Source organism: Methylomonas sp. 2BW1-5-20, assembly GCF_052474515.1.
In genome coordinates, this window is record NZ_CP184127.1 from 2,924,076 (window position 1) to 2,943,960 (window position 19,885).

21 protein-coding genes are annotated in these 19,885 nt (G+C 51.3%); 7 read left to right on the top strand and 14 right to left on the bottom strand.

The features are described 5' to 3' along the window. The 6 genes from ACH50O_RS13330 to accA all read right to left on the bottom strand — a co-directional run bounded on the left by ACH50O_RS13330 (window position 1) and on the right by accA (window position 6,045). Window positions 1–1,629, bottom strand: a complete 1,629-nt coding sequence (locus tag ACH50O_RS13330; RefSeq protein ID WP_256607863.1) for a CTP synthase — start codon at window positions 1,627–1,629, stop codon at window positions 1–3. 130 nt (window positions 1,630–1,759) lie between these two features. Beyond that, a complete protein-coding gene (locus ACH50O_RS13335; RefSeq protein WP_446808277.1) occupies window positions 1,760–3,232 on the bottom strand; it encodes a diguanylate cyclase domain-containing protein in 1,473 nt (490 codons plus the stop codon). Between the two features lie 14 nt (window positions 3,233–3,246). After that, on the bottom strand, window positions 3,247–3,444 hold the full coding sequence (locus tag ACH50O_RS13340) for a hypothetical protein (protein WP_446808278.1): 198 nt from the start codon (window positions 3,442–3,444) through the stop codon (window positions 3,247–3,249). Between the two features lie 2 nt (window positions 3,445–3,446). Next, the gene (locus ACH50O_RS13345) at window positions 3,447–3,641 is read right to left on the bottom strand and encodes a hypothetical protein (protein WP_446808279.1); all 195 of its coding nucleotides are present in this window, start codon (window positions 3,639–3,641) and stop codon (window positions 3,447–3,449) included. 31 nt (window positions 3,642–3,672) lie between these two features. Beyond that, entirely contained in the window at window positions 3,673–5,001 is a 1,329-nt protein-coding gene (gene tilS, locus ACH50O_RS13350) for a tRNA lysidine(34) synthetase TilS (RefSeq protein WP_446808280.1), read from the bottom strand. Between the two features lie 69 nt (window positions 5,002–5,070). Further along, complete coding sequence (gene accA, locus ACH50O_RS13355) at window positions 5,071–6,045, bottom strand: acetyl-CoA carboxylase carboxyl transferase subunit alpha (protein WP_446808281.1); 975 nt, start codon at window positions 6,043–6,045, stop codon at window positions 5,071–5,073. 88 nt (window positions 6,046–6,133) lie between these two features. Here accA and ACH50O_RS13360 point away from each other — a divergent pair, with 88 nt between their 5' ends. Then, a complete protein-coding gene (locus ACH50O_RS13360; protein WP_446808282.1) occupies window positions 6,134–7,444 on the top strand; it encodes a replication-associated recombination protein A in 1,311 nt (436 codons plus the stop codon). A 125-nt stretch (window positions 7,445–7,569) separates the two neighbouring features. Here ACH50O_RS13360 and ACH50O_RS13365 read toward each other — a convergent pair whose 3' ends face one another. Then, complete coding sequence (locus tag ACH50O_RS13365; RefSeq protein WP_446808283.1) at window positions 7,570–7,731, bottom strand: hypothetical protein; 162 nt, start codon at window positions 7,729–7,731, stop codon at window positions 7,570–7,572. A 376-nt stretch (window positions 7,732–8,107) separates the two neighbouring features. Between ACH50O_RS13365 and ACH50O_RS13370 the strand changes: the two genes are divergently transcribed. Next, window positions 8,108–8,758, top strand: a complete 651-nt coding sequence (locus ACH50O_RS13370; RefSeq protein WP_446808284.1) for a DUF2959 domain-containing protein — start codon at window positions 8,108–8,110, stop codon at window positions 8,756–8,758. Window positions 8,759–8,868: 110 nt separating this feature from the next. Here the strand turns inward: ACH50O_RS13370 and ACH50O_RS13375 are convergent, their stop codons facing one another. The 5 genes from ACH50O_RS13375 to ACH50O_RS13395 form a co-directional block, all read right to left on the bottom strand. After that, a complete protein-coding gene (locus ACH50O_RS13375; RefSeq protein ID WP_446808285.1) occupies window positions 8,869–9,576 on the bottom strand; it encodes a dinitrogenase iron-molybdenum cofactor biosynthesis protein in 708 nt (235 codons plus the stop codon). A 10-nt stretch (window positions 9,577–9,586) separates the two neighbouring features. Next, the gene (locus tag ACH50O_RS13380) at window positions 9,587–9,895 is read right to left on the bottom strand and encodes a rhodanese-like domain-containing protein (RefSeq protein ID WP_446808286.1); all 309 of its coding nucleotides are present in this window, start codon (window positions 9,893–9,895) and stop codon (window positions 9,587–9,589) included. Between the two features lie 36 nt (window positions 9,896–9,931). Beyond that, a complete protein-coding gene (locus tag ACH50O_RS13385) occupies window positions 9,932–10,507 on the bottom strand; it encodes a hypothetical protein (RefSeq protein ID WP_446808287.1) in 576 nt (191 codons plus the stop codon). A 442-nt stretch (window positions 10,508–10,949) separates the two neighbouring features. Continuing rightward, window positions 10,950–11,717 carry an HAD family hydrolase gene (locus ACH50O_RS13390; protein ID WP_446808288.1) on the bottom strand — a complete coding sequence of 256 codons (768 nt, stop codon included), beginning with the start codon at window positions 11,715–11,717 and terminating at the stop codon, window positions 10,950–10,952. 135 nt (window positions 11,718–11,852) lie between these two features. Beyond that, entirely contained in the window at window positions 11,853–12,362 is a 510-nt protein-coding gene (locus tag ACH50O_RS13395) for a LytR/AlgR family response regulator transcription factor (RefSeq protein WP_446808289.1), read from the bottom strand. 83 nt (window positions 12,363–12,445) lie between these two features. On the opposite strand from ACH50O_RS13395, the gene ACH50O_RS13400 reads away from it, so the two are divergent. Next, on the top strand, window positions 12,446–13,918 hold the full coding sequence (locus ACH50O_RS13400; RefSeq protein WP_446808290.1) for an IS1182 family transposase: 1,473 nt from the start codon (window positions 12,446–12,448) through the stop codon (window positions 13,916–13,918). A gap of 144 nt (window positions 13,919–14,062) precedes the next feature. Here the strand turns inward: ACH50O_RS13400 and ACH50O_RS13405 are convergent, their stop codons facing one another. Beyond that, complete coding sequence (locus tag ACH50O_RS13405; protein ID WP_446808291.1) at window positions 14,063–14,383, bottom strand: response regulator; 321 nt, start codon at window positions 14,381–14,383, stop codon at window positions 14,063–14,065. Further along, on the bottom strand, window positions 14,377–15,696 hold the full coding sequence (locus tag ACH50O_RS13410; protein ID WP_446808292.1) for a LytS/YhcK type 5TM receptor domain-containing protein: 1,320 nt from the start codon (window positions 15,694–15,696) through the stop codon (window positions 14,377–14,379). Before ACH50O_RS13410 ends, ACH50O_RS13405 begins: the two co-directional genes overlap by 7 nt. Before the next feature lie 360 nt (window positions 15,697–16,056). Between ACH50O_RS13410 and ACH50O_RS13415 the strand changes: the two genes are divergently transcribed. The 4 genes from ACH50O_RS13415 to ACH50O_RS13430 all read left to right on the top strand — a co-directional run bounded on the left by ACH50O_RS13415 (window position 16,057) and on the right by ACH50O_RS13430 (window position 19,563). Beyond that, the gene (locus tag ACH50O_RS13415; protein ID WP_446808293.1) at window positions 16,057–16,665 is read left to right on the top strand and encodes a hypothetical protein; all 609 of its coding nucleotides are present in this window, start codon (window positions 16,057–16,059) and stop codon (window positions 16,663–16,665) included. 61 nt (window positions 16,666–16,726) lie between these two features. Further along, entirely contained in the window at window positions 16,727–16,897 is a 171-nt protein-coding gene (locus ACH50O_RS13420) for a hypothetical protein (protein ID WP_446808294.1), read from the top strand. Window positions 16,898–16,934: 37 nt separating this feature from the next. Next, a complete protein-coding gene (locus ACH50O_RS13425; RefSeq protein WP_446808295.1) occupies window positions 16,935–18,632 on the top strand; it encodes a hypothetical protein in 1,698 nt (565 codons plus the stop codon). A gap of 295 nt (window positions 18,633–18,927) precedes the next feature. Then, window positions 18,928–19,563, top strand: a complete 636-nt coding sequence (locus ACH50O_RS13430) for a hypothetical protein (protein WP_446808296.1) — start codon at window positions 18,928–18,930, stop codon at window positions 19,561–19,563. The last annotated feature ends 322 nt before the right edge of the window (window positions 19,564–19,885 follow it).

Genomic DNA, 19,885 nt, shown 5'->3' on the forward strand with positions numbered 1-19,885 from the left:
TTAACCTTGTTTCTTGTGTTTGGCGGCCGCCTCGACGAAGCCTGAAAACAACGGATGACCGTTGCGCGGTGTCGAGGTGAATTCGGGATGGAATTGGCAGGCCAAAAACCAGGGGTGATCGGGGAGCTCGATAATCTCCACCAAGCGGCCATCCAGCGATTTACCGGAGAAGCGCATACCGGCGGCTTCCAACTGTTTCAAATACTGATTGTTAAATTCGTAACGGTGACGATGCCGCTCGGTGATGACATCTTTTTGATACAACTCGAACGCCAATGAATCGGATTTTAGGCGGCATTTTTGAGCACCTAAACGCATGGTGCCACCTATGTCCGATCCTTCGTCACGCACGTTCAACTGCCCAGCCTCATCCATCCACTCGGTAATCAAACCGATAATGGGATGTGGGCTATTCGGTAAAAACTCGGTGCTGTGCGCGCCTTCCAAACCGACCACATCGCGGGCGAACTCGATCACTGCGGACTGCATGCCCAAGCAAATACCCAGATACGGAATCTTGTTTTCGCGGGCGAAACGTACTGTGGAAATCTTGCCTTCCACGCCGCGCTCGCCAAAGCCGCCCGGCACCAGAATCGCATCGACATCTTTCAGTTTTGCCGTACCTTCGGCTTCGATGGTTTCGGAGTCGATATAAGTGATTTGTACTTTGTGACGGGTGTGGATACCGGCGTGAATCAAAGCCTCGTTCAAGGATTTGTAGGCATCGGTGTGATCGACATATTTACCGACGATGGCGATGTTAACTTCGTCGGTCGGGTGAGTCAGGCCATCGACCACTTTCTCCCAAGCCGACAAATCAGCCGGCGGCACGTCGAGACGCAATTGAGCCACGACGATGTCGTCCAAGCCTTGTTCGCGCAACAGTAGTGGGATGCGGTAAATGGTGTCGGCGTCAATCGCGGAGATAACCGCTTTTTCATTGACGTTGGTGAACAAGGCGATTTTTTTGCGCTCGCTGGCCGGGATCGGCTGCTCGGAACGGCAAATCAGAATATCTGGCTGGATACCGATGGTGCGCAGTTCTTTTACCGAATGCTGCGTCGGCTTGGTTTTAATCTCGCCGGCCGACTTGATGTACGGTACCAAAGTCAGGTGGATAAATACCGCCCGATCCCGGCCTAATTCCACACCCATTTGCCGGATGGATTCCAGAAATGGCAAGGATTCGATGTCACCGACGGTGCCGCCGACTTCGATCAAAGCCACATCGGTACCTTCCGCGCTAGCGTAGACGCGGCGTTTGATTTCGTCGGTAATATGCGGAATCACCTGTACCGTAGCGCCCAGGTACTCGCCCTTGCGCTCGTTGCGCAATACTTGCTCGTAAACCTGGCCGGTGGTGAAGTTGTTTTTCTTGGCCATCGTGGTTTTTAAAAACCGCTCGTAATGGCCTAAATCAAGATCGGTTTCCGCACCGTCTTCGGTAACGAACACCTCGCCGTGCTGAAACGGACTCATGGTGCCGGGATCGACGTTGATATATGGATCGAGTTTGGTGAGAGTGACTTTCAAGCCACGATCTTCAAGAATCGCCGCGAGAGAGGAAGCGGCTATCCCTTTTCCCAAGGATGAAACCACTCCGCCGGTGATGAATATGAATTTTGTCATGAAGGTTTTGCGCCCTGTTTAGCAAATAGCAAGGGGGTCGAAAAAGGCGCAAATTCTAACAGTTTTATGGCGGATTTGCCTTTTTAATTGCTGCCGCCAGCATCTCCAAGCCCTCGGCAACCGCAAATTATCAGTGGCATTCCCCGGTAAACACCAACTGATTTTTGCCGCGTTGCTTAGCCAAATACATGGCATCATCCGCGCACTTAATCAATAACTCGACTTCGGAATGATCGGTCGGATACATGGCGATACCGATACTGGCACCGATTTTCACCGCCTGCCCATGAATCAAAAATGCTTGATTGACAGCCTTTAACACATTTTGCGCCACTTGCTTGGCCGCCAGAACCGTGTGCAACGACGTCAGGACAAACACGAATTCGTCCCCACCTAAACGCGCCACAGTATCGACCTCACGACAACATTGTTCGAAACGCTTGGCAACCGCTTTCAACAATTCGTCGCCGGCGTCGTGCCCCATTTCATCGTTGACGACTTTAAAGCCATCCAAATCCAGAAACAGCACCGCCAAAAACGTGGAATCGCGCTTGGCGCGCAATAAATCTTGATGCAAACGCTCCACCAGCAGGCCGCGATTGGGCAAACCGGTGAGCTGATCGTGAAACGCCAGATACATTAACCGCTTTTCCTTGCGTTCCTGTTCGCTGACATCGGTAATCGTGCATAAACTGATCTGATCGTTAAATTCGAACAAAGTTTGCGTGTTGATTTTCGCGACAAAGGTAGAGCTATCGCACCGCAGTCCCAACACTCGGGTATTGTCCGCAAATATCAGTTGCCTTAAGGGTTTTCCCACCAAGGCCTGATCGTTGTAGCCGAATAGCTGATTGGCGGCCTTATTGGCCGAACGCACACGTTCGTCGCCGTCGTACAGTACAATACCCGTCTCGATGGAATCGATGATATTGCGCAAGGCCTGGACGTTGCCCTGCGATTGTCTGACCTGCGCCAGCAATCGCTTGCAGACTAAGGCAAAATTCAACAGCGCCAGCAATAGCAAACTGACTTGCAAGGTGCGCAGAAAATACACTTCCCTGGTAGCATTCAGCTCCAACGCGGTGGTCAGATCGTTCATCAAGCCCAACAATTGCGTATTGTGCATCAACAAAGCATCCAATGCCGGCCGCAAAACCTCAGCGCCGACACCGGCACCGCCAATCTCCACCGGCGATAACTGTTTGTGGATCAAAGTCCAAAGCTGAACCGCCGAGCCGGTAATCATTTGCGTATCGGGCGCTTCGGTAGCAGGCAGATAAACCGGCTTACCGTCACCGCTAAAGGTCATGCCGCCCTGTAGAAAACCAGTTAAAGTTTTATCGAACAAGTCAACAGCATTAGAAAACTCGGTAAAGGCGCTAAGTTTTTGACCCTCGGTTTGCGCGACTTGCAGCATCAGCAAGGATTTGGTCATGCGTTGTGACAACATGCGTTGGCGGCCGGATAAATTAATCGCCACCGCACTCTTTTCCAGCTTTGCGGAAATCCAGAAATTCAAACCCAGTGCCACGGTATCGAACAGAATAAATAACAGCACCGGAATGAAAATAGCCGGAAATTTACCGAGCGTTTTTTCCGCCATATGCAAAACGCCGCTTATAAATCTTGCTCTACGCCGCGCTGCAGATTGGGCCAAGCGCTAAAGGCAAATACCCAGATCATAATGATGTTCAGCACCGGCACCAATAAAACCAGCGCCCACCGCCCATCAAATCCGGCCTTTTCTAAAATACGGTAGCCCAACCATAAGCAAAACAGGACGAATGCCGGCAGTAGCACAAAAAACAATTCCATGATTAACGCCCCTTTTTAGCATTCGGCCAAGCTTGGAAGGCCAGTTGCAAAAACACGATCAACAAACCAAAGACCGGCAAAAACACCAGCGCAGCCCACGCCGGATTCAAACCGGCTTTTTTGTAAATCAGAATCGCCGGAATCGCGATCATCATGCCAACAATAACGGCCTGAAGTATCTCTGGGAACATCAACATGACGCCTCCTAACGCATTTTGTTACTTATCATCACATGCTTTCGGGTACACGCCAATCCAATTGGTAGCAGCCGTCGACCGCGTCAAGCCAAGCCCATTCCGCGACCCATAAGCCGGCTACCCCGGCCAGCCGGCCATTCAGATAAATCAGCGGCCGAACATCTCTTTCCCAAGGCGGAACCCCTGCCTCCTGATAGAGTTTTTTTAGGCAATGATGGCCGACTCGGCCCGGCAATTTCAAGCTTTCACCGCCTTGCCGAGGCGCCACCGTCACTTCTGCGTTATGCCACAAGTTTTTAGATAGCCCGACCGAGGCATTCGCTCTACACAATACATAGCCATTGCGTAACGTTACCTGCGCATGCTGCTGCTTCCAGGTCGTGGACTGAGTTTCCTTTTGCAATCGTTCCGCGGAGAGGCAATACAATTTTTGCCTATATTTCCGGATGGAATGACCTTGAATATTGATTTGCGGCATCGCATCCAGCCGCCCGCCGACCAGCTGATCGACTAGCGTTTGCAACACAGCCCGACTAGGCGGCTTCAGACCCATCCTGCTCAACCATTGCCGCAAAAGGCAATTCATCTGCACCGCGGAGATAGCCGGTATAGCGGCGATATCGATACTGCCATCGGCCGGATCAAAAACCGTCTGCAAAGTCTGCTCGGCCCAATCTCCTATCATCTGCGCCGCATCTCCGCATAGCTTGGCCGAACGCGCCACGGTTTTGTCCAGCGACGGCCAGCGCTGTTTCAACAATGGCAGGATTTCGTTACGCAAGAAATTGCGATCAAAATCGCTACTTTGATTACTGGGGTCTTCCACCCAGAGCAACCCATGCCTTTGCGCATAATCCCGTATCTCGTCCTTGGCCACATCCAATAAGGGCCGCAATATTTGCCCCTTTCCGAAAGCACTGACAACCGACATACCGGCCAAGCCGGCTACCCCCGCGCCTCTGATCAATTGCAAAAGCAAGGTTTCCATCTGATCTTCGCGATGCTGAGCAACCAGGATAATATCGTCGATATCCAGTAATTCCCGAAACGCCCGGTAACGCGCTTCGCGTGCAGCGGCTTCCGGACTTTCGCCCCCGCCCGCTTTCGCATCGACCCGCAGCAACTGAAAAGCCACCCCCAGCTCTGCCGCTTGCCGCCGACAATGCTCGCCCCATGCCGCAGACGCGGCTTGCAAACCATGATTAACATAGACGGCAACGATTTTGCCGACCAGCATCGGCAATGCGGCACACATGTGCAACAGCACATGCGAATCCAAGCCGCCGCTGTAAGCGACGAATACTTTTCGGCACGAGAGCGGCACTAACGGAGCAATGATCTGCGAATTAAGATCGGGCATGTTTTACTCACAAAAAAAGGCCGATTCGACTCGGCCTTTTTGAACAATCCACTCAAGCGCTTAGCGACTTTATTTAACCGGCTCTTCGATGTACGAACCAAAACGCATGATACGTTGATAGCGTCTTTCCAGCAGCAAATCCATATTTTCCGCCTGCTGATTCAGATCGGTCAAATGCCTGGACAAGGCGTCTTTTAGATTAGCGGCAATTTTATCGAAATTGCGATGACCGCCACCCACCGGCTCGCGAATCACTTCGTCCAGAAAACCTTGTTCGCGCACCCGATCCGAGGTAATACCCATCGCTTCCGCCGCCAATTGGGCCTTGTCGGCACTTTTCCATAATATCGACGCGCAACCTTCCGGCGAAATAACCGCATAAGTGCTGTATTCCAGCATCAGCAATCTATCGCCGACGCCAATCGCCAATGCGCCGCCGGAACCGCCCTCGCCGATAACCGTGCAAATCACCGGTGTGCGCAATTTCGACATTTCAAACAGATTGCGGGCGATCGCCTCGCTTTGGCCGCGCTCTTCGGCGCCTATCCCCGGATAGGCGCCCGGTGTATCAATCAGACAAATGATAGGAAGCTTGAATCGCTCGGCTAATTTCATCACCCGCAAGGCTTTGCGATAGCCCTCCGGACGCGGCATACCGAAATTGCGATAAATTTTTTCCTTGGTATCGCGGCCCTTCTGATGCCCGATCACGACAACCGGCTGACCTTCCAAACGCGCCATGCCACAAACTATCGCCGGATCGTCGGCGTAGGAGCGGTCGCCGTGCAGTTCATGGAATTCCGTGAATATCAGATCGATGTAATCCAGGGTATACGGACGACCGGGATGCCGGGATAATTGCGAGATTTGCCAGTCGGACAAATCCGCGAAAATGCTTTCCGTCAAACTTTCGCATTTCTGCTCGAGCTGCTTCAAAGTTTCGGAAATGTCGAAATTATTATCCAGTTCCACCTTGCGCAGCTCTTCTATCTTCGCTTGCAGTTCGGCAATCGGCTGTTCGAAATCTAAGAATTTTAAATCCATGTCAATCCGGCATCAGAATCAATAAAATGGCCGGCAATTCTAATGAAAAATGCCGCCATTGCCTATTTGTTTTACCGAGCCTCAACAAATGAATAACACCACAGCCTTCGATACCACCGCCTATGCACCGCTTGCGGCCAGGATGCGGCCAACTACGCTGGACGATTTCATCGGCCAACAACACCTGCTTGGCAAGGGTAAATCGCTACGTGTCGCCATAGAACAAGGCATGCCGCATTCATTGGTGTTCTGGGGACCGCCCGGCGTCGGTAAAACCACGCTAGCCAAAATCATCGCCGCCAGCGCACACTGCCATTTCATCGAATTGTCGGCGGTAATGGCCGGCGTCAAGGAAATCCGGGCGGCAGTGGCCGAGGCGGAAGAAGTTAAACTCAGCCGCAACCTGAATACCGTGGTGTTTATCGACGAGATTCACCGCTTTTCTAAAAGCCAGCAGGATTCGTTGTTGGCGCCCATCGAAAGCGGCGCGATTATTTTGTTCGGCGCCACGACGGAAAACCCGTCTTTTGAATTGAATAACGCTTTACTGTCACGTTTAAGGGTTTACGTGATGCGCAGCATCGAGATCGAGGACTTACAAGCTTTGCTACTGAATGCCTTGACCGACCAAGACCGCGGACTGGGTAGCCGTAATTTACAGATCGAAACCGAAGTATTGGCTATGATCGCCAAAGCGGCTGATGGCGACGCTCGCCGCTGTTTAAACATCCTGCAAATTGCCGCCGATCTGGCGGAAAATATTGATGGCCGGGAAATCGTCAATCGGGAAGTGCTGGACGAAGTGCTGCAAGGCCATGCCAACCGCTTCGATAAGGGCGGCGATATTTTCTACGATCAAATCTCTGCCTTGCATAAATCGGTGCGAGGTACCGACCCGGACGCCGCGCTGTACTGGTTTGCCAGAATGCTGGACGGCGGCTGCGACCCTTTGTATATCGCCCGCCGAGTGATTCGTATGGCATCGGAAGATATAGGCAATGCCGATCCTCGCGGCCTGGAATTAGCGTTAAACGCCACGAACGCTTACGAGCGCTTAGGCAGCCCGGAAGGCGAACTATCTCTAGCGCAAGCCGTCGTTTATTTGGCCTGCGCACCGAAAAGCAACGCGGTATACGTCGCTTATAAAGCCGCGATGGCCGACGCCCGCAATAGCGGTTCACTGGAAGTACCCATCCATTTGCGCAACGCACCAACCAAATTAATGAAGGAATTAGGACACGGCGCGGAATATCGCTATGCGCATGACGAAAAAAATGCTTATGCCGCCGGTGAAACTTATTTTCCGGATACTTTGAAAAACCGACGTTATTACTTTCCGGTGGAACGGGGCTTGGAAATAAAAATAAAAGAGAAACTGGATTTTTTACGGAAACTATAGATTGGCGGCCATGCTAGTGTAAATACATTGATCAAAAAAACTCCCATAACCTAAAGCTACGGGAGTATAAAAACAAACGACTGATGGAAGATCGTTTGTAAGTCTCCGCCAATAGGAGAAAGCCTTCAACTCTTAACCGTTTGCACACGATTATTTAATAAAATCGTACTCCATATTGCCGCCACGCCAAACATCATTGTCGACAATATAAACTGCCCTGAAACGAATGCGACTATACCTAAAAATGATACAGAACCGATAAACACATCTTTTTTTAATTCGTTCATTTTTGCCACCTAATGTAGAAAATAATAATTAAATCCGTCGATAATGTTTTTAATTAAAAAGCATCCCGGAAATTTTTTTAAGACCTTGCTCTAAAACACGACTTAAGTAAAACCTAAAACCCGATTCTTCGCCATAGGCAATAGATAAATTTTGAATAGAAATCGCATTATTTAACTTTAAAAATCATAGATATCCTCTACAGCCCTGATTTAATATGGCTTTTGACTATTACCGGTTATCGCACAATAAAATTCGAAGTCGAATATGTGAATTTATTCACAATCGAATGTTTACACTCGGTCTACCCGCCAACCTATTTGAGTTGAACCACACCTACTCAAACTTATAATACGAACATCAATCCAAGGAGCTTTTATGAAATTCAATTCGCGTTTTATGTTGTTTTTATTGACGGTGCTTGGCCTAACAGCCTGTTCCAGCGCCTATTACAGCGGCCTGGAGAAAATCGGCATTCCCAAACGCGAAGTGATGGTGCATCGCGTGGAAAAAGCCCGCGACACACAAGAGGAAACCAAGCAACAATTTAAATCTGCGCTGGAACAATTCACCGTGATGACCGATTTCAAAGGCGGCGATTTGGAAGCGACCTACAACAAACTTAACGGCGAATACGAAGCCAGCGTGAAAAAGGCCGAGGAAGTCAACAAACGCATCGCCGATATCGAAGACGTTTCGAGTGCGCTATTTAGCGAATGGGAAACCGAACTTGGCCAGTACAGTAATGCCTCGCTAAGACGGAACAGTCAGCAAAAGTTAACTGCCACTAAAGCTCACTACCAGCAATTGATCACTGCGATGCGCAAAGCCGAAACCAAAATCGAGCCGGTGCTCAGCGTGTTTCGCGATCAGGTGCTGTATCTGAAACATAACCTGAACGCCCAGGCCATAGCATCGCTAAAAGGCCAGCTGGAATCGGTTAAATCCGACGTATCGGCATTGGTAGTGGAGATGGAAAAATCGATTAACGAGGCGGATGCGTTTATCAAGACCATGGAGAAGCAATAATTTTTTTATCAGCTCTCAGCCCACATGGCTAACCGAAAAACGGAGCTTTCTAGAATAGCCTTTGAGCTTACCCTCTCAATCGAGAGGATAAGCGATTACTTTACGAGAGTTTATTCCTGATGAGCAAACCGCTTCCGCTCCTCGGCACTTTTACCCAGGGCTTTTGCCATCCAAGGCGGCGCGGCATCAAACACTTTCTGAAACTCGGTGAGCTTTTCCACCGCGTCGATCACATCCGGTTCCTTGATCGGATAAATATCGGCGCGAATCACCTTGGCCGCCGCCGGTCCGCCGATCGATTGCACGAACAATACATGGCAATCCTTGATCATATTAGCCCTGAACAGATTTCTGTCATCGGCGCTATCGGCTTCCACAGTAGAGCGAATATCGATCAAGCGCATATCGTTTCTCGACAACTGATAGACCAAAAACCGGATGCAAGAACCAAAGTGCCCATTCAATAGCTGACCGCTATTGGAAGCAATCGCCACCCGAATCGATTCCGGAATATCGCCCTCCTTGTAAGGCATGATTTCCGGCAATCCTTCATCTTCGTCTTCCTCGCCCCACAAATACCTGACCGCCAACTTGATGTTTTCCAGACCGATGCCGATATCTTCGCCGTCTTCCTCGCCATCCAGACTACCGATGCCGGTCTTCAGGTTGGTAACGGTAATCGATTTCAGTTTCTCGTCATCCAACGGCGAGCCGACTTTTTCGTGCAACACACCGATCAACTTCGGTACGTCTACTCCCGGCAAAATCCGCGAAGCCAGTGCGATACGCAAAGCCAGATCTCGTGATAATTGTTCCATAGCGTCACCTTTAAAGTTTGTGCTGTTCTTTCCAGTCGGCATAGCCGCCGGCCAAGCTGTAGACCTGTTGAAAGCCGAAGTCGCCGAACATCTCCGCCAAATGCTCGCTGGCATGGCCGTAATAGCAGTAAATCAGCAAGGGTTTGGCCTTGTCGGCTTTTTTCAACAGCGAATCGCGCAATTGCTCGTGGACATGCATGGCATTTTCGATATGCCCGGCCCGATAATCCTTTAGATCGCGGCAATCCAGAATCATCGGTTGCTGTTCGGCAATCAGCTGTTCGGAATCGGCCGTGGAGATAGTTTTGAAAGTTTTCATAGCACTAACATCCTCGCAAGGCTCAAGACGCCAAACCTAAACCGGGCCACCGGCTAAATCTTTTTTAACTTCGATAGTTTGCGACAGCGCAGCCTCCAGGCTGATCGGCTCGGCTTTGATTTTATAGCCCTTGGCCGCTTCATAAGCGGTAATCACCTTGTCTTCGCCGGATTGGCCTTTTAAATCGGATTTTTCGATATAAAGCTCTTCCAACATCAAGTTCCAGATCATACCTTCCTGATGAGGCAATAAATTGAATACCACGCCATCTAAAACGATTTGCATCGGCTTAGCGATGTTTTGCACGTAAAACAGGGTGGTGGTTTCCGGGGTCAAGGCCTCTTTATATTTTTCGACGAATACCGGTAAATCTTCCAATTGAAAAAACAGGCCGTTGATGAACAAAATCTTGTCGGCATCGGCCAATATCGCCGATTGATTAATCACCATCTCCGGAGTTTTCCGGTCGCGGATATTAGTCGACCCTTCGCGCAATTCGCCTTCGACCAATACCAAGTCGCCGCGAAACGCGGAAAGCCCGGCTTTACTGGTTTTGCCGACTAAGGTTGTAATCCATAAAAGCCCTTGGCTGTCATATTTTTCAAGTAGCATCTGCTTAAATCCCCAATGAATGGTAATGAATGAAAGGTATTTAACAGCTTCCAAGCAAAACACTTGCCAGCATGATTAAAACCTTAGCAAGACCATGGTTGACAAGGATTTTGACTTAATTTCAGATCGGGAATAATTCGTGGAAACGACGGTTTTGGCGGCGCCTTCATCCGACAATGTCGTAAATACGACAATTGCCGAATGACGATTTTTAAGATTTGTAGGATTTAGCACGAAAGCTCATACCGGTTTAGCCGACCGGTGCCGGCAGACGCCATCGCAGCCGGAATTAAGGCATTATTGATAAATGGCGCGGCAGTATTGCCGCCGAGATTAAGTGCGATGGCGTCGGCTCTTGCCTGCGTTGTCACGGCGATAGGAGTTGCTCTTTGAATAGCCCTCGCATCAAGCATAATGACGCGTTGGCCTATCGCAGTTCCAGCTACCCCAATGCCGCTCCCCCGTCAAGAAAGTCATCCAATTTCTGTAACACAATTGCTTCCCGCGCGGCCAGCGCATGATCTTCGGCGAGATTGTAGCCCCACAGCGCAAACAACAGCTTCACATCGGCTAATTCCGGGTGTTTTTGCACATTACGCAAGGACGGCAAACGGTCTTCCAGAAAATAAATCGACTGACCGGGGTACTGGGCTTTCAACCCTTTCAACACTTCGGGTTTGCTCATATTACGGTCCAAACCGAAAATCCGCGCGTCAGGCAGCTCTATGTCATTGGCTTCCAGGATTTTTTTCACGAAACGTTCTTGCTTGGTGGTGATTACGTACCAAACATGCTGTTGCCCCAGTCGGCGCAATTTTTCGGCAACACCACGATACAGCGGATTATTGGCTATCCAATCGGCACTGTCAGCGGCAATCCAATTGTCCCGGGTTTCGCCGAACAGTTTTTTCAAATCATCCACGCTCAAATGGATCTCATCCAGCATCTTTTGTACCTTGGCGGCATAGTTGGCATAGATGGCGGCAGTACTCTTGCCCATGTGCATCAGACGAATGATCAAAATCGCTTCGTAACCGGTCTCGATAATCGGCCTCACTTCACGAAACTGCTCGATGATAGCCGGCGGCACATCCGTCGGCATATCGCTCCAAATCGTCGAGCCGGCTTTCCAGCCGGTGATGGCGGTTTCAATCGCGCTGTCACAAATCACGCCGTCAAAATCCAGCGCATAAATAATCGAATCGTTCATTGAGTTCGGTGGTCGGGGTTCACGGTAAATTCAGGCTATTGTAACGGATGAAACCGCGGATAATCTTGACTGCGTCGCAAAACCTAGCGGCAAGCTCTTGTTCTAGGCAACCAGTTTCGATGACACCGTCGCCCCCTAAAGCACGCCTTTATGCAGTTTTTCCCGAAATAACTCCAAATATTCCGGTCCAACCGCCAATTCACTCGGACAATTTTTCAGCGCCACCTTGTAATCCTCCCCTTCGTTGCCGCGCGGTTTCAGACTTTTTAAGTGGGTTAGATTGATCAGATGACTTCTGTGAATTTGCACAAGTCCCAAGCCGGCATATTTGTTTTCCCAGTCCTTGATCGTGCCGTTGACCCGTTCCAACACATTGCCGTTGGCTAACTGGATTTTCAGGTTATTCACCGATTTATTCTTGGCAATAAACACGATTTCTCCAGGGTCGACGCATTCGGTATGCCACTCGTGCGCATCAAAACTGGAGTCGATGCGATGTTTGATCATGATACGTTTAGGCTGCGGATAAACCGGCGTAACAGACGGCGCTTGCTTTTGACGTATCCAATCCAAAGCTTCGTCGATTTTGCTGTCCTCCAGCGGCTTGAGCAGATAATGCGCCGGATGCAAACGATGCGCTTCCATAGCGGTTTGCGGATGGCCCAGACTGTGTCAAAACGCCAGCTTTGGTATAATTTGGCTCAGGGTTTATTGATTGGAGTTAGCCGATGAATCGATTCATTAAAGGTGAATGTCGCACTCAAATTACCTTGCTACCTGAAAGTCTGGATGACTATGTGGTGGAGACCAATCCCGTCCGTGTCGTTGATGTCTTTGTGGATGAGTTGGATCTTAAGCCACTCGGTTTCGAAGGTGTTCAACCCGCTATTACCGGCAGACCCGCCTATCACCCTGCGGTTTTACTGAAGATTTATATCTACGGTTACCTTAATCGCATCCAATCCAGCCGTCGTTTGGAGAAAGAAACGCAGCGTAATATCGAGTTGATGTGGTTAACCGGACGCTTGATGCCGGATTTCAAAACCATCGCCACTTTCCGCAAAGAGAACGGTAAAGCCATCCGTAACGTCTGCCGCCAATTTGTCATGCTCTGTCAGCAGCTGGGTTTATTTTCAGAAGCTCTGGTGGCCATAGACGGCAGCAAGTTCAAAGCCGTTAATAACCGCGATCGCAACTTCACCAGCGCCAAATTGCAACGGCGTATGGAAGAAATCGAATCCAGTATCAATCGATATTTGACTGAACTGGATAGCGCCGATCGGCAAGAACCCGCCGTGGCAGAGGCAAAAACCGAGCGTTTGCAAGATAAAATTGCTGCCCTAAAAGCGCAGATGAAAGCCCTGAAAGACGTTGAAGTTCAGCTCAACCAAACACCCGACAAACAGATTTCCCTGACTGATCCCGATGCCCGTTCCATGAAAACGCGGGGTACTGGCATCGTGGGTTATAACGCTCAGACCGCTGTTGACACTAAGCATCATCTGATTGTGGCGCACGAGGTGATCAATGAGGGTGTGGACCGCAGCCAGCTTTCCAACATGGCGAAAAAAGCCCGCAGTGCCATGGCGGTTGACGCTTTAACCGTCATTGCCGATCGCGGTTATTTCAAAGGCGAAGAAATCCTCGCCTGCCACGAAGCCGGCATTACCGCGATTGTGCCTAAGACCGTGACATCAATCGCCACAGCCGATGGCCGTTTTGGCAAAGCTGATTTCATTTTTGATAGCAAGAAAAACGAATACCGCTGTCCGGCTGGGGAGGCTTTGATTTGGCGCTTTTCCACTATTGAGAAAGGCTTGAAATTACATTGTTACTGGAGTTCGGCCTGTCAAAACTGTGCGCTCAAGGAGCAATGTACGCCCAGCCCCCAACGGCGCGTCAAGCGTTGGGAGCATGAGGACATTCTTGACGCCATGCAAACTCGCTTGGACTTGGCACCTGACAGCATGAGAATTCGCCGACAAACTGTCGAACATCCTTTCGGCACGCTCAAAGCCTGGATGGGGGCTACTCACTTTCTGATGAAAACCTTGGCGCACGTTCGTACCGAAATGAGCTTGCATGTGCTGGCCTATAATTTGAAGCGAGTGATCAATATCATAGGTCTTACAGCGCTGATTGACGGTATAAAAGCCAAGATGGCATTGTGTCGTCCTAATGAATCAACCATAGCCGGTTAGTGGCTATTTCAGAGTACGGTTGTGTAAAGCCCATCTGTCAACAAGGCTTTCCAGGGTTCCATTTTGGAAATGGTAAATTCTTGTTTGTCTCGAGCGAAGCTCTCTCCTACATTCCACGGCAGCTTTAGAACCCCACTAAATGCCTTATCCATGCTCGAACAATCTCAATTTGTGCGTTTTTACACGGTCTGGGCCGGTAACGAACACGATCCACGGCGCATCGGCCAGGCGGTTGATCGCGTAAGCCAAATCCAGACCGGCGCGTTCGTTTTCGGTTTGGATATGAATATCCAGAAATACGCCGTCTATGCCCGGATAATCTTTAAGCAGCGCCCAGGCCTCTTGTGCGCTGGCGGCTTCGGCTACCACATCGAAATCCGGGTGTCGGCGCTTGAGTATGTTTTTTAATTCGTCGCGGGCCAGATACTCGTCATCGACTATCATCACGGATCGTTTACCTACCATGGCGTACTCCTCTTGGGTATGGTCAAAATAACTTCGGTGCCATGGCCTTCCCAGCTATTGACGGTCAGCGTCGATTGCCGCGGAAAGGCCAGATTGAAACTCTGCCGCAAATGATAGAGCGCGCTGCCGTTGCCGTTGACCGAATCGACCGGGCGTTTGCCCAGCTCCGACAGACGTGGCGCCGGAATGCCATTACCGTTGTCGCTAACCCGCAATGTCAATGTCAGGCCGTGATCGACACCGATGATATCGATTTTTAGCGGCCTGGTCAGACCTTGCATACCATGCAACAAGGCATTCTCGGCCAGGGTTTGCAAACAGCGTGGCGGCAATTGGCAATGCAAAGGCTGGGGCGAGATATTGCGCTGGAACTGAAAAGTCTCCGGAAACCGCAGCCCCTGAAAAGCCAGATAACGTTCCACCTGCGCCAACTCCTGCTGCAGGGAAATCGAGTTGGCACCGACGCTACGGCGAGTATCGTCGAGAAAGCGCGCCAGTTTCACCACGTATTGCGAGGCCGCCTCCGGATCGCGACGTATCAGGGCTTTAATTGCATTTAAGGTGTTATTCATGAAATGCGGCTCGATTTGCGCGTTCAAAGCCCTAAGCTCCGCCTGCTGCGCTTGATTCCGCAGCCTGTCGCGCTCCAGATCCTGCATCACGAATAAAAACAGCAGCACACCCAACGTATTCACCACCGCTACCGGCATCGCGGTTTCCAACACCAGAGTTTGGGCGTCGACATAAGGCTGCACCCACAGCAGTAATATCAGTTTCTGCAAGATAGTGCCGGTCAGTGCGATAAACGCCGCACCGCGCATGCCGGTGGCCCAGCACGGCCGCCATGAAAATGCGTAACCGGCCCATAGCCCTTGGATTACGGTCGAGAACGCGCTGGCGGAACCGGCAAATCCGCCCAGCAGATAACGCTCCCAACCGGCAAACAATCCGGCGCCGAAACCTACCCACGGACCGCCGCTCAAACCGGCGGCCAATACCATCAAATCCCGAAAACCTATGACCGCTTGCGTATGCTTCAATGTATCTGACAAATCGGCTGGCCAGGCTATACGCTTACCCACCTGATGTACATCCAGCAAAAATCCGCTGTGCGTACCGATAATCGCAAACACACCGAAAAACGTCGAGCAGATCAACCGGTTCCGCCAATACTGCGGATCGCCGCGCAACGCCTGTCTGAGCCATTCCATCCGAATCAGCACATGGGCCGCGATTAACACCACACAAACCCGTTGCGACAACTGGGCGGTGTTGTCCAGCCAGTGAAACATCATGTCGGCGGAGTAATGCATGTTGGCGACCTCGACTTTATGCAGCCGCGATTCTCGGCATGCCGGATTTGCTGGATTTTCTTTATCTAAATTTCCGCCGGTAACGGCGCGTCTTGCAGGAAATTAAACAAAGATTCCTTAAGCCCGGATTAACCCTGAAATACCGATTTGCCAAGCGTCAATCCGGCGCAGTTGGCGGGAACCGGCATGGCCTTTAATCTAACAATTCCGGTGATTCGTCACTGAAAACCCGCCACTACCGCAAGCCTGCGGACAACTCTTTGCGATTCTGAAAATACTGAAGATAAGCGCGAAAAACAGTGCGCCGCCGGGCCAATCCGGCCCTGACAGCCAAATCCAATTTAAGCAAGCGAGGTTGCGATGACAAACGCCAACGATATAGACATCAAACTCAGACGGTGCCAACCATTCGTCGTGCCTCCGCACTTTGCCAGAGAGGAGCGCTGGGGCGTGATTACCGTAATCACGGTTTTTTGGGGACTGTATCTCGGCATGCTTTTCAGGCGCTTCGATGAAACCAGCCAACTGAAAATTCCATGGGTGCAAATCGACAGCGAATTGGCTTTCGAATTGGGGTTGGGTTTACTCGGGGTCTTGCTGTCGCGAAAGTTTATAGGTTACGCGCAACAACTGGTAACCCGTGCGGAAGAACTGGCAAACGATGGCGTGCCGGCAACCGGACAAATCATCGATCGCTGGCAATTGGGCACGGCAACCAGACCCCGTGAATTCATCGCTTATCGCTTCGATTACCGAGACATGGTCTGGATAGGCGAACAGTTGGCTACGCAGCCACCATACAACAATTTGCAAATAGGCGACAACATAGTCATCCGGCTACTACCGCGAAATCCCAGGGTTTGTGCGTTGCAGCCCGCCACAGGCGAAACCGCACACAAACCGCCCAGGCTAAAAGTGGCGGCGCCGCATCGGGCCACAAAATTACACCGACAAATTTCAATTACCTAAACAACCGGCTAAACGCCGTTAAGCGGATTTTCCTCTGCCACCACTGCCACGGAGATTTACCATGTCTTCACTGATATACCGCGCCATACTGATTTCTTGTAGTACCGGCTTGTCGGCCTGCGCCACGCAAACTTATCCGGGGCCGGAATTATCTAACGACCAAATCGCGACAGTTTCCCTTGTCGTCACCATCCATATCTTGGTTGCCACCGTTCTGGATATTCCCGCTTAATTTGGCAACGAGGCTTGATGAGGATTGGAAACATACCGTGGATTATAAAATCGAAGTCGACCGGCAAGAGTTAACTCGCTTCAATTCCATTTCTCTGTTACCCGGCCCGCACCATGCATCCGCCCAGTACACGGAGAGCAATACGGCGCTGATCGGCGGCAAGAGCTGTACTTCATCAGATAGCCGGTACATTAGGGAAGATCGCAGCGAAAGCTGCACCCGGACGACGGTATGCAAAGGATTATTCAAATTTACCGAGCGGGAACACAATTGCGCCTTAGACTTTAGCGCGGCAGCCGGCTCGGCTTACCAACTGCTGGTGACCGGTTCCACCGCGAACGAAATAAAATTGAGCTTAAGGGACACGGACGCGCGGCAAGTGGATCGCGGGAACGTTTGCCATTGGACACCCTATCACTCACACGACGAATACATCACTGATACCGCCACTAGTGATTGTTCGACCAAAGCCCGGCCACCCGAACGGCCGACCCCGGACATTCATGTCCGCCACGAAGATAGGCATCTTGGCCGTGATCGTCCTCATCCCGAGCGCATACCGGACACTATCCACGGCCACCCATATCAGCACGTGAACCGCCCACACCCGGGCGTAGGCGAAGAGCCGGGTATCCCGCACAAACACGACGCTGGGCTGTACGACGAACATCATGCGGCTACAGACCATAGCGATGTCGGCAACGCGCTTCCCCGTCCTACCGGTAAGCACAAACATCCAGTAGAAGCCAGGCTCGACAATCAGGAGCCGGCGTCGCCAAGCACTTTCGGCGCGGACACGCAAAAAGAAGCTATTACCCATACCGATACTGGCCATCATCCAAGCGGAGATCACGCAAAAGTTCGGGACATAAATGTACACCCACCGATTTTGAACAAGGAGACAACCGCCATTTCGGACTCGGACAACAGTGCCGGCACCGGCAAAATAGCAGCACCGACGACACCGTCCGCAAGCGATTCTTCGTCGCAAACGCCGATCGGCACAACAACGGCAAAAAAACCGCCTATTCCCGACGCTGCGCCCAATACCCGCGACCCCGCTAATGCCGCCACGCTAAGTACCGGCGGTCAGGCACCCGCATTAACGGATTCTTTGAGCGTAAAAGACACTGCTCTGCCCGCTACTTACCACCGCGACTTGAATTCAGCCGATTCTCATTCGCCACCGCTACAAACAATTTTAGAGTCTAAAGATCGCCTGTCGCCCTCTTCAGGCACCTCGCCTGAACGCGACTCCACAACGCCTTCTTCAAGCCCCGAACCGTCACCGATTAATCCGGCTACCACGCCAGGGATTGGCGATGCGCCCATTGCGAACTCTTCATCATTTACCAGTTCGCCGTCCAGGAGCGATACAAGCGCCGACCCGATTCCAGCGTCTGCGCCAAGCTCAAGCTCTTCAACACCCACTAATACATTTTCATCGTCCGGCAGTTCGACACCTGCTTCGGAACCAGTACCGCACTCTAGCTATAGTTCGGCTCCTGTCCCCCCCTCTGTGCCAAGCGATTCACCGTCCAGCAACACGAGTGCCGGACCCGCTCCAGCCTCGACCTCAAGTTCATATCCCAATTCACCGCCAGCACCCGACAACTCCGCTTCACTTGGTAGCGCCCCCAATCCGAGCCCTGCGCCCGCCGCCTTGGAGGCACCCACTATGCCCCCAAGCCCAAAGGCGGCGGCTCCAACGTCGGTCCCGGACTCAGCGCCGTAAACGCTGCGATCGATACCTTATTTAGCCAGTCCCCGTACAAGCGGGGACTTTGCTTGAACAGTTTCTTCCCCGTCAATAAACGCAACACGGCCTAATCCGTCGGCCAAGCTCCGCCGTCATTGCCAGCGCAAGCATCAACTATTTCAACGATCTATGGTATAAAGCGCTGCGATTTAATTATATCTCTACCATCATTCGGCGGAATCGATGTTCGGGAAGCGACACTAAAAAGCCATTCGGTAATGCCCCAGGCGTTAGCGAATTGGATTAATAACTAAATTCAGGGGGACAGATCATGTTAGAACTTTTACTAATCGTAGGCGTAGTATTGCTGGTAGGTTGGCAAGTCTGGAAGCGCAAGCACCTGCCAACCGGCAAACCGGCCGAGAGCAAACCTACATCTACGAATACCGCGGCGGCTGAATCGCAAACGAATACACCGTCGCCCGTTGCCCCTGTTACGCAACAAACTGAGCAGCTATTGGCAGTCCCGGCACCGGAGCCGGTAGTTGAATCCGCTCCAGCCGCCGTTGTCGCGTCAGCGGAAAAACCGGTCGCCACCAGTCCGCTGGCAACTGAGGCCGCAACAGTAAAAATACCCGAAGACTCGGTATTAAAACGGCATTATCTGGCCGCCCTACAAGCGGAAAAAGACGCCCTGAGCAATCCGTACCCAACCGATTCGGTGCTGCGTCGCCACTACGAAACGCTGCACAAAATTGCGAGACCTCAGGCAGTTTACGAGCCGGAATTCAGTCAGCCACAAACTTCCACCCAGCCAGCAGACAGCGACACGGCAAATATTCCGGATGACTCGATTTTGCGTAGCAAGATTGAAGCGGAATTGCCGCCTCGGCCTACCGATTCGGTATTGAAACGCCACCACGACAGTTTGGTACAAGCCCTACTGCAACAACGACTGGCAAGGTAATAAGCGCTAGGAAATTGTCGCGGATTTCAACAACGACAGTTATAGTCAGGCAAAACGGGGCCCGGTCACTCCGATAAAGAATGACCGAGGAGTGGAACCTTCGGGTAAAATTTAAATTCCCTACCGAGAAACCCGTTTAGTTTTAAGCGTGGTTTTTGAACCTAGTCTGCGCGGTAAACGACGACACCGCGCAATAGGCAATAGGTTTTTGACAATCCCGCGGAGAACGGTAGGCTCGGCTGTGATTTGTCTAACAGTCTTGCAATTCGGGTTGGCGATACCCTAAGCGAAATATCCAAAGATTGTTATTCAACACCATGCT